Origin of the sequence: Streptomyces sp. SID1328 (genome assembly GCF_009865595.1) — a bacterium.
Taxonomy (GTDB): Bacteria; Actinomycetota; Actinomycetes; order Streptomycetales; family Streptomycetaceae; genus Streptomyces; species Streptomyces griseoluteus.
Genome location: NZ_WWKH01000138.1, coordinates 1 through 6,411 on the forward strand (window position 1 = coordinate 1; position 6,411 = coordinate 6,411).

Annotated in this window: 6 protein-coding genes and 1 pseudogene; 4 read left to right on the forward strand and 3 right to left on the reverse strand. The window is 73.9% G+C overall.

From position 1 onward, the window contains the following. Positions 1 to 1,080 (reverse strand): L-seryl-tRNA(Sec) selenium transferase (selA, locus tag GT030_RS04285; RefSeq protein WP_161199916.1); only part of this gene is annotated, 1,080 nt, incomplete at its 3' end. Between the two features lie 302 nt (positions 1,081 to 1,382). Between selA and GT030_RS04290 the strand changes: the two genes are divergently transcribed. Together GT030_RS04290 and GT030_RS04295 are read left to right on the forward strand one after the other, a co-directional pair. Continuing rightward, positions 1,383 to 2,210 carry an alpha/beta hydrolase gene (locus GT030_RS04290; protein WP_161199917.1) on the forward strand — a complete coding sequence of 276 codons (828 nt, stop codon included), beginning with the start codon at positions 1,383 to 1,385 and terminating at the stop codon, positions 2,208 to 2,210. After that, complete coding sequence (locus GT030_RS04295; RefSeq protein ID WP_161199918.1) at positions 2,197 to 2,724, forward strand: GNAT family N-acetyltransferase; 528 nt, start codon at positions 2,197 to 2,199, stop codon at positions 2,722 to 2,724. The genes GT030_RS04290 and GT030_RS04295 overlap by 14 nt, the downstream gene beginning before the upstream one ends. A 12-nt stretch (positions 2,725 to 2,736) precedes the next feature. On the opposite strand, the gene GT030_RS04300 is transcribed toward GT030_RS04295, so the two are convergent. Then, complete coding sequence (locus tag GT030_RS04300; RefSeq protein ID WP_161199919.1) at positions 2,737 to 4,074, reverse strand: hypothetical protein; 1,338 nt, start codon at positions 4,072 to 4,074, stop codon at positions 2,737 to 2,739. Between the two features lie 113 nt (positions 4,075 to 4,187). Here GT030_RS04300 and GT030_RS04305 point away from each other — a divergent pair, with 113 nt between their 5' ends. Next, the gene (locus GT030_RS04305) at positions 4,188 to 5,432 is read left to right on the forward strand and encodes a molybdopterin-dependent oxidoreductase (RefSeq protein WP_161199920.1); all 1,245 of its coding nucleotides are present in this window, start codon (positions 4,188 to 4,190) and stop codon (positions 5,430 to 5,432) included. Next, positions 5,432 to 5,887 (forward strand): hypothetical protein, encoded by a 456-nt coding sequence (locus GT030_RS36145; RefSeq protein WP_237522190.1) that lies wholly within the window; start codon positions 5,432 to 5,434, stop codon positions 5,885 to 5,887. The genes GT030_RS04305 and GT030_RS36145 overlap by 1 nt, the downstream gene beginning before the upstream one ends. A 137-nt stretch (positions 5,888 to 6,024) precedes the next feature. Here the strand turns inward: GT030_RS36145 and GT030_RS36150 are convergent. Next, positions 6,025 to 6,384 (reverse strand): annotated as a pseudogene (locus GT030_RS36150) (class I SAM-dependent methyltransferase); the annotation flags it as partial. Positions 6,385 to 6,411 lie beyond the last annotated feature (27 nt).

Consider the following 6,411-nt stretch of genomic DNA (forward strand, 5'->3'; position numbering starts at 1 on the left):
GCGCAGCGTCCCGGCGAGCCTTTCCGCGCGCTCCCGGAGTGCCCGGGGGTCGGCCCGCAGCGCGGTCACGGTCGGGGGCAGCGGGCCGCGTACCGTCGCCTCCAGTGCGGCGAGGGTCAGTTTGTCGACCCGCAGCGCGCGGGCCAGCGGGTGGCGGGCCAGGGTCCGTACGAGGTCGGCACTGCCCAGCAGCAGTCCGCACTGGGGACCGCCGAGCAGCTTGTCGCCGCTGGCGGTGACCAGGGCGGCACCGGCGCGCAGCCGGCTCGTGGCGTCGGGCTCGTCGGGCAGCGCCGGTTCCGGGGTGAGCAGCCCCGAGCCGATGTCCGCGACCACGGGCACGCCGAGCGGGGCGAGCTCGGCGACGGAAGCCTCCCGGGTGAAACCGGTGAGACGGAAGTTGGAGGGGTGGACCTTCAGGACGAAGCCGGTGTCCGGGCCGACGGCGGCGGCGTAGTCGGCCGGGGTGGTGCGGTTGGTGGTGCCGACCTCGCGGAGCCGGGCGCCGGTGGAGACGAGCAGGTCGGGCAGGCGGAAACCGTCCCCGATCTCCACCATCTCGCCCCGGCTGACGATGATCTCGCGGCCCCGAGCGAGCGCGGTGGCGGCCAGCACGAGCGCGGCCGCGCCGTTGTTGACGACATGCGCGGCCTCGGCGGCCGGTACGGCCCGCAGCAGCGCGTCGAGGGCGGAACGGCCACGCCGGGCCCGCACGCCGGTGCCGAGGTCGAGTTCCACGTCCGTGGTGCCGGAGGCGGCCAGTACGGCGTCCCGGGCGGCCTCGGAGAGGGCGGCGCGGCCCAGGTTGGTGTGGAGCAGGACACCGGTGGCGTTGATGACGGGGCGCAGCGCGGAGGCGGTGGCGGGCAGGGCGGCCACCGCACGGTCGGCGATCTCGGCGACGGGCACCTCGCCGCTCCGCGCCTGGGCCTGCACGCCGGCGACCACGTCCTTGACCAGCCGTCGCCCCAGCCGCGCCGCCGCCGCGTCCAGCCGGGGGTCGGCCAGCAGCACATCGGTACGCGGCAGCCGCCGCCGCTCGTCCGCGGGCGGGGCGGCGGAAGCGTGCTCGCGGTCCATCTCGGGCCCCTCCTGTTCCGGCCGTTCCGACGACAAAGTCCCCTTTGTCCAGGCTACGACCGCTTCCGGTACGCACCGTCCGCGCCACACCGGAACACTCCGGGGGGGGCGACGGCGTGGGACCTGATCGAGCGGCGACCGGAGGCGGCATGACAGCCTCAGCAAGTCGTGCCCGCGTTCGCCAAGGCGATGAAGCAGATCCAACTCGCGCACGCCGCTGTGCCATTGGCTCGGTACGTCCCTATGCTCGGCTCCCACCGGAGGCGCTTCGCGGAGCGCTTGTTGGAGCGAAGGAGCCGCACGTGCCCACTGCCGAGGTCAATGGCGCAGCGATCGCCTACACCGACACCGGCGCGCCTCCGGGCAGCCCGGACGCGCCGGCCGTCGTCTTCGGTCACGGGCTGCTGTTCAGCGGCTGGATGTTCCATCCGCAGGTCGAGGTGCTCCGGGAGCAGTACCGCTGTGTGACCGTGGACTGGCGCGGCCAGGGCGACACCCCCGCGACGCCGTCCGGGTACGGCATGGACACCCTGACCGCCGACGCCGTCGCCCTGATCGGACACCTCGGCCTCGGGCCGGTGCACTGGGTCGGTCTCTCCATGGGCGGCTTCGTCGGCCAGCGCATCGCGGCCCGGCACGGCGAACTTCTGCGCTCACTCACGCTGTTGGACACGAGCGCGGACGGTGAACCGTCGGACAAGGCGGCCGAGTACCGGCTGCTGGCGCGCGTCTACCGCTTCACCGGCGTCGGGCCGGTGCTGGGGAAGGTGAAGGCCGCGATGTTCGGCCCCGGCTTCCTGGCCGACCCGGCGAGCAAGCCGCTGATCGACGAGTGGGTACGCCGCCTGCGGCGCTGCGAGCGCACCGGGATACGCCAGGCCGTGCTGGGAGTCATCGAACGAGAGCCCTGCCAGGCTGAGTTGAGCCGCATCTCGGTACCCACGCTGGTCGCCGTCGGCGCCGACGACCTGGCCACTCCCCCCGCCGACGCGGAGCGCATCGCGGCCGCGATCGAGGGGGCCCGGCTGGAGGTGGTGCCGGGGGCGGGGCACAGCAGCACGCTCGAACAGCCCGCCGCGCTCACCGCGCTGATCGGCGACTTCCTGGCCTCGGTGGATGTCCGCCGCTGAGCGGGGCGGGGCGGCGCCCTCGCTGAAGCCGCTGAGCGCCGAACTCGCCCCGGCCGTGCTCGCGTTCGAGCTGGCGAACCGGGACTACTTCGCCGCCGCCGTGTCCGACCGGGGCGACGAGTACTTCGCCCGCTTCACCGACCGCTACACCGCCCTCCTCGCCGAACAGGCCGCCGGCGTCTGCGCCTTCTACCTGCTCGTCACCGGGACCGGCACGGTCCTGGGCCGCTTCAACCTCTACGACCTCACCGACGGCACCGCCGAGGTCGGCTACCGGGTGGCGGAGCACGCCAGCGGGCGGGGCGTGGCGACTGCGGCCGTACGGGAGTTGTGCGCACTGGCGGCGGACAGGCACGCCCTGCACACCCTCCGCGCGGCCACCGCCCACGAGAACATCGCCTCTCAACGCGTGCTGCTCAAGGCGGGGTTCGTCCGCAGCGGCCCCGCCGGTCCGGCCGACCTCGGGGGCAGGTCGGGGAGTTGGTACCGACTCGATCTCTCCCGCCGGCCATGAGCACCGGGCGTCTCACCACCCCGTCAGCAGAAGGTGGTTGAGCAGCAGGGCCAGGGTCACCTGGGCGGCGAGCCACGCTCGGGGGCGGGGCAGCAGGGCGCACGCGGCCAGCAGCCACACAGCGAAGGGGAGCCAGATGCGTTCCGTCTCCGCCTTGCTCATGCCGGACAGGTCCGCGATCAGCAGGGCGGCCAGGGCCGCGCAGACGATCAGGGCGAGGCGGGTGGCGGGGCGGTCGCCGCGGTGGACGAGGGAGCCCACGGTGCGCGGGAGGGCCGCTGCCGTCGCCGGGCCGGTGATGATCGCGGCGCAGGCGAGGTTGGCCCAGATCCAGTAGCTGTAGGGGCGCGTGCCGCCGACGCCCTGGTAGTAGCGGGTCACCAGCAGGTGGTACGCCGTCCACCAGTTGAAGCCGAGCAGGCCGAACACCACGGGGGTGACGGCCAGCCCGGCGAGGAAGGGCAGCACCAGCAAGGGGCGGGCCCGCAGGTCCCCGCGGGCGAGGACGAGTACCGCGAGGCCGATCAGGGCGATCAGGGTGAGACCGTAGGAGAGATAGCAGGTCAGACCGGCCAGCAGACCGGAGGCGCCCGCCCACGGCAGTGACCGCCGGGTGAGGGCGAGTGCGAGGCAGGCCAGTGCCCAGGCGGCCACCGCGGCGAAGTAGGCGTCGGCCGAGGAGCCCATCCAGACCGCGGCCGGGGCGAGTACCAGGAAGGGTGCCGCCCGCCGGGCGAGGCGCTCGTCCGCCAGCGCGCGTACGGCGGCCAGCACCGCGGCGGAGGCGGACGCGCCCAGCACCACGCACCACATCCCGGCCCAGCCGCCCCCGCCCAGCCCGATCCGGTCCAGCAGGACGAAGGTGAGCGTGGCGGCGGGCGGATGGCCGGCGACATGGGCGGGCCAGTTGCCGGGGACGCCCGCGAGGATATGACCGTCGAAGCCGCGCAGGGTGGCCGGGATGTCGTGGAAGCGGCCGATGACCTGGAGGTATTCGTTCGCGGTGGTGAGCCGGGTGGCGATGCCGTCGTGCCAGCCGTCGACCAGGGCGAGGGAGACGATCCAGGCGGCGGACGCGGCCCAGGCCACCCAGGGCAGGGTCCGCCAGGGGAGCCGGGCGGCGAGCGCGGGACCGTACGCCACACCGGCGGCCGCGAGGATCAGCGCGGCCGGGGTGCCGGGGCCGAGGTGCGGGTCCCAGTCGGCGAAGAGCGGGGGCCAGTGCACGAACAGGGTGTGGTGGGCGTCCTGGATGTGACGGCCGACCAGGACGGCGGCGGTCACCAGCAGGACGGCTGCCGCTGCGGCGTACAGGTCGCGGCGTGGGGTGTGGGGCTCGCGGTGGATCACATCGGCACGCTAGGCCGTAGGGGCGGCTCCGGTCCGCCTTCCGGGCCGGACGTCAGCGTTTCGTCATGGGTCGCGTACCCGTTCCGGGGTGCTGCCGGGCCTACGGTCGGGGCATGCGCGACGATCCCCGGCTTCCCACCTCTTCCCACTTCTGGCGCAGCCCCCTGCGCGGCACCTGGTTCACGGCGGTGCTCGGGCTGGTGCTGCTCGGCGGCATCAGCGTGCTGTTCGTGACCGGCCTGGTGTCGTACGCCGCCTACAGCCCGGACCTCTCGCCGGTGAACGACACGACCCCGGACAAGGGGGTGCTCGGCTTCTATCTCTTCGACTGGCCGGCCGGGCCGTCCTGGCTGTACCGGCTGAGCCAGGGCGTTCACGTGACGCTGGGCGTGGTGCTGGTCCCGGTACTGCTGGCCAAGCTGTGGTCCGTGGTGCCGAAGCTGTTCACCCTGCCGCCGGCCCGTTCGGTGGCGCACGCGCTGGAGCGGGTGTCGCTGCTGCTCCTGGTCGGTGGCGCGCTGTTCCAGTTCGTCACGGGCCTGCTCAACATCCAGCTGGAGTACGTGTTCCCCGGCTCCTTCTATCCCCTGCACTTCTACGGCGCCTGGGTGTTCATCGCCGCGTTCGTCGTCCACGCGGCGCTGCGGGCACCGCTGGCGGTACGGACCGTACGGGCGTGGCGGCGTGGGCAGCCCGGCGACGAGGCCGAACTGGCCGCCCCGGAGCCCGCCCCGCCCACGCTGTCCCGGCGGGGCGCACTGTGGCTGGTCGGCGGTGGTTCGCTGCTGTTGTTCGTGACGACGGTGGGGCAGAGCCTCGGTGGCCCGCTGCGCCGCACCGCGCTGCTCGCTCCGCACGGCGGGTCCGATCCCGGTGGCGGCCCGAACGGTTTCCAGATCAACAAGACGGCCCGCTACGCCGGGATCACCGGCGCCGACACGCATCCGGACGCCTGGCGCCTGGTCCTCACCGGCCCGGCCGGCACGGTCCGGCTCAGCCGGGCCGAGCTGCTCCGTATGCCGCAGCACAGCTCGTCGCTGCCGATCGCCTGCGTCGAGGGGTGGTCCACGGCGGACCAGTGGTGGCGCGGGGTGCGGCTGCGCGACCTCGCCGCGCTCGCCGGGTACGAGGGCGATCCCCCCGACGTGCTCGTGGAGTCCCTCCAGCGGCACGGGGCCTTCCGGCGGGCGGCGTTGCGCGCCAACCAGGTGTCCGACCCGCGTTCCCTGCTCGCCCTGTACGTCAACGGCGAGGAGCTCTCCCCCGACCACGGCTATCCGGCGCGGATCATCGTGCCCGCCGCTCCCGGCGTCCACAACACCAAGTGGGTGGGCCGGCTGACCTTCGGAGACCTGTGATGCGCCTGCCGACCTTCCGTGTCCCGCTCGGCAGTCCGCTGCAACTGCTCCTGCTGGTCTGCTCGTTCGCGCTCGCTGCCTATGCGGGCGTACGGCTGCTCTCCGGCGACTGGCTCGGGGTGGTCCTCTGGTTCGTGGGGGCGGCGCTGCTGCACGACCTGGTGCTGCTGCCGCTCTACTCCGCGCTCGACCGCGCGCTGCGGGCCGGGACCGCCGCGCGGTGGACGCTGTACGTACGCGTGCCCGCCGTGCTGTCCGGACTGACACTGCTGGTGTGGTGCCCGCTGATCCTCGGCCTGTCGGCCGACCGCTACCGGTCGGCCACCGGGCTCGACCCGGACGTGTTCCTGCTCCGCTGGCTGCTCATCACGACCGTGCTCTTCGGCGGCTCCGCCCTGCTGCTCGTCCTGCGGCTGCGCAGGGCCACGAAGCAGCGCTCGCCGTCCGTCCACTGAGCAGTCTCCGGCCAGCCCCCGCGCCGCGCGAGTTCCAGCAGCGCGGGGGTGCCGATGCGGGCCCAGGGGAACGGCTCACCCACCGCTCCCCCGCCGTGCGTCACGTCCACCACGCGTACCCGGGCCCGCTCGTCCACGTCTCCGGGCACCGTCTCGACGATCAACAGGCCATCGGGACGGAGAAGTTCACGCATCCGGTGCAGCAAGGCGGCCACATCGCCGCCGATGCCCACATTGCCGTCCATGAGCAGCACCGTGCCCCAGCTGCCCTCGCCGGGCAGGGGGTCGAACACCGAGCGGTGCAGGGCCTGTCCGCCGAGCGTGTGGGTACGGGCCACTGCTGCCTCGCTCACGTCGACACCCAGGGCGCTGCGGCCGCGCCCGGCGAGTTCCGCCACCAGCCGGCCGGGGCCGCAGCCCACGTCGAGCACGGCCCCTTCGCAGCGGTCAAGCACCGCCCGGTCCACGGCGTCGGCGGCCGCGCACCAGCGCTCCACGTCCAGCGGCAGCAGCCAGCCGTCGCC

Bases quoted from the DNA above. Each gene is read 5' to 3' on its own strand.
- GT030_RS36145 (WP_237522190.1), top strand. From the start codon at position 5,432: ATGCGCCTGCCGACCTTCCGTGTCCCGCTCGGCAGTCCGCTGCAACTG.
- GT030_RS04295 (WP_161199918.1), top strand. From the start codon at position 2,197: ATGTCCGCCGCTGAGCGGGGCGGGGCGGCGCCCTCGCTGAAGCCGCTG.
- GT030_RS04305 (WP_161199920.1), top strand. From the start codon at position 4,188: ATGCGCGACGATCCCCGGCTTCCCACCTCTTCCCACTTCTGGCGCAGC.